This is a genomic window from Allobosea sp. LjRoot9, assembly GCF_964252745.1.
Classification (GTDB): domain Bacteria; phylum Pseudomonadota; class Alphaproteobacteria; order Rhizobiales; family Beijerinckiaceae; genus Allobosea.
In genome coordinates this window covers 2,501-5,749 of sequence record NZ_CAXUPC020000018.1, presented here as the reverse complement: position 1 = coordinate 5,749, position 3,249 = coordinate 2,501, and the positions used below count along the sequence as shown (strand labels likewise).

General features: G+C 54.0%; 2 tRNA genes and 2 rRNA genes (1 of these 4 running past the window's edge). All 4 read left to right on the top strand.

The features are described from left to right. Positions 1 to 362 precede the first annotated feature (362 nt). Positions 363 to 1,851, top strand: a 16S ribosomal RNA gene (locus tag ACSQ3P_RS31630). Positions 1,852 to 2,090: 239 nt separating this feature from the next. After that, positions 2,091 to 2,167 (top strand) — tRNA-Ile (locus tag ACSQ3P_RS31625). 28 nt (positions 2,168 to 2,195) lie between these two features. Continuing rightward, a tRNA-Ala gene (locus ACSQ3P_RS31620) sits at positions 2,196 to 2,271 on the top strand. 229 nt (positions 2,272 to 2,500) lie between these two features. Further along, positions 2,501 to 3,249 (top strand): 23S ribosomal RNA (locus tag ACSQ3P_RS31615); it runs 2,068 nt beyond the window's last position. Together the 16S and 23S rRNA genes with 2 tRNA genes alongside form the textbook arrangement of a ribosomal RNA operon.

Genomic DNA, 3,249 nt, shown 5'->3' with positions numbered 1-3,249 from the left:
CGCTGTCTAAAAAGTTTCACGTTGGTTGTTGACAGGCTTGGGAGGTGGGGCCTATACAGCGGCCATCGAGACGGCGACGCCGCTGGCGCCGCCGCCTCCCACGCTTCATTGAGACCTTTGGGCTTTGTAGCCGAGCAATCGGTACGCAGGCTTGTCTCTGTGAGATGTCGCTGTTTGAAAACTGAAGACAGAAAGAGAAACGTGGACGGCGGAGTTCTTGCGGACTTAGCTTAGGCTAAGTCGAACGAGACTTCGGTGTGCTGCGTTTTACAAGAGCCATCGCTGATGATTTGGGTGAAAGCCTGGGTCGTCAAGCAATGACTCCGTCAATACGCAGCGATTGCCGGAACAAACTCAGTATACAATCTGAGAGTTTGATCCTGGCTCAGAGCGAACGCTGGCGGCAGGCTTAACACATGCAAGTCGAACGGGTATCTTCGGATACTAGTGGCAGACGGGTGAGTAACACGTGGGAACGTACCTTTCGGTTCGGAATAATTCAGGGAAACTTGGACTAATACCGGATACGCCCTTCGGGGGAAAGATTTATCGCCGATAGATCGGCCCGCGTCTGATTAGCTAGTTGGTGAGGTAATGGCTCACCAAGGCGACGATCAGTAGCTGGTCTGAGAGGATGATCAGCCACATTGGGACTGAGACACGGCCCAAACTCCTACGGGAGGCAGCAGTGGGGAATATTGGACAATGGGCGCAAGCCTGATCCAGCCATGCCGCGTGAGTGATGAAGGCCTTAGGGTTGTAAAGCTCTTTTGTCCGGGAAGATAATGACTGTACCGGAAGAATAAGCCCCGGCTAACTTCGTGCCAGCAGCCGCGGTAATACGAAGGGGGCTAGCGTTGCTCGGAATCACTGGGCGTAAAGGGCGCGTAGGCGGACTCTTAAGTCGGGGGTGAAAGCCCAGGGCTCAACCCTGGAATTGCCTTCGATACTGAGAGTCTTGAGTTCGGAAGAGGTTGGTGGAACTGCGAGTGTAGAGGTGAAATTCGTAGATATTCGCAAGAACACCAGTGGCGAAGGCGGCCAACTGGTCCGATACTGACGCTGAGGCGCGAAAGCGTGGGGAGCAAACAGGATTAGATACCCTGGTAGTCCACGCCGTAAACGATGAATGCCAGCCGTTGGGGTGCATGCACCTCAGTGGCGCAGCTAACGCTTTAAGCATTCCGCCTGGGGAGTACGGTCGCAAGATTAAAACTCAAAGGAATTGACGGGGGCCCGCACAAGCGGTGGAGCATGTGGTTTAATTCGAAGCAACGCGCAGAACCTTACCAGCTTTTGACATGTCCGGTTTGAGGAACAGAGATGTACCTCTTCAGTTCGGCTGGCCGGAACACAGGTGCTGCATGGCTGTCGTCAGCTCGTGTCGTGAGATGTTGGGTTAAGTCCCGCAACGAGCGCAACCCTCGCCCCTAGTTGCCATCATTCAGTTGGGAACTCTAGGGGGACTGCCGGTGATAAGCCGCGAGGAAGGTGGGGATGACGTCAAGTCCTCATGGCCCTTACAGGCTGGGCTACACACGTGCTACAATGGCGGTGACAATGGGCAGCGAAGGAGCGATCCGGTGCTAATCCCAAAAAGCCGTCTCAGTTCAGATTGCACTCTGCAACTCGAGTGCATGAAGGTGGAATCGCTAGTAATCGTGGATCAGCATGCCACGGTGAATACGTTCCCGGGCCTTGTACACACCGCCCGTCACACCATGGGAGTTGGGTTTACCCGAAGGCGTCGCGCTAACCGCAAGGAGGCAGGCGACCACGGTAGGCTCAGCGACTGGGGTGAAGTCGTAACAAGGTAGCCGTAGGGGAACCTGCGGCTGGATCACCTCCTTTCTAAGGTCGGATCTTATCGGCTAGATTGTCCTTTGGATGATCGAAACCCTTTGATCCCCTTTGAACAAAGAGGCCAAATCAGGCCTCGACATGCGGGACTTCGCCGTCTTCGTTTCTCTTTCTTTTCCGGGCGAATACGCTGGATCGATAAGCATAGGGCTTGTCTCCACGTATTCTGGGCCAACGCTTTAGGTCTTTGGCCGCGCCTCGAAGCTTAATAGTTTCGAGTGCTTTGCCTTGGGCCTGTAGCTCAGTTGGTTAGAGCGCGCGCTTGATAAGCGTGAGGTCGGAGGTTCAAATCCTCCCAGGCCCACCAGCTTTGTTCAAGCCGTCAGGTTTGGATCGGGGCCATAGCTCAGTTGGGAGAGCGGTAGCTTTGCAAGCTTCAGGTCGTCGGTTCGATCCCGTCTGGCTCCACCAATAACGCCCGGAAATTCAGGTTTTGCTGATTGTCGTTCTCGCGAACGACGATAAGTAACGCTGTTTGTCATTGTGAAGAGGGAATAGATTTGCGGACGTCGCTACCCAGCGACATTCGATGTGCGGACACCATCTGCGCTCGTCTTACGCGGGTCTATTCGGCAAGCAAAAATGGTCTTTCCGATCATTGTCTTGCAGATGTGAATCTGCGGACATCGATCATGAGAACGATCAAGTGCCTTAAGAGCATTCGGTGGATGCCTTGGCGCTGAGAGGCGATGAAGGACGTGATACGCTGCGATAAGCCGTGGGGAGCTGCGAATGAGCTTTGATCCGCGGATTTCCGAATGGGGAAACCCACCTTCGACAATTCGTATTGTGACCGCAGAGGTGAGCGCAAGCTTGCAGCTGTTGTTGCACTACGAATTGTCACATGAAGGTATTGAACTCTGAATACATAGGGGTTCAAAGCTAACCCAGGGAACTGAAACATCTAAGTACCTGGAGGAAAGGACATCAACGAGACTCCGTTAGTAGTGGCGAGCGAACGCGGACCAGGCCAGTGCCTGACTGTAAGTTACCGGAAGTGGTTGGGAAACCACGCATTAATGGGTGATAGCCCCGTACGGATCTGCAAACAGTTGGGACATGAGTAAGGCGGGACACGTGAAATCCTGTCTGAACGTGGGGGGACCACCCTCCAAGCCTAAGTACTCCTCAGCGACCGATAGTGAACAAGTACCGTGAGGGAAAGGTGAAAAGCACCCCGACGAGGGGAGTGAAATAGCACCTGAAACCGAATGCTTACAAACAGTGGGAGCTCAAGGTTCGTCCTGGGTGACCGCGTACCTTTTGTATAATGGGTCAGCGACTTAATCTGACGAGCAAGCTTAAGCCGATAGGCGTAGGCGCAGCGAAAGCGAGTCTGAACAGGGCGTTCAGTTCGTCGGATTAGACCCGAAACCGGGTGATCTAGCC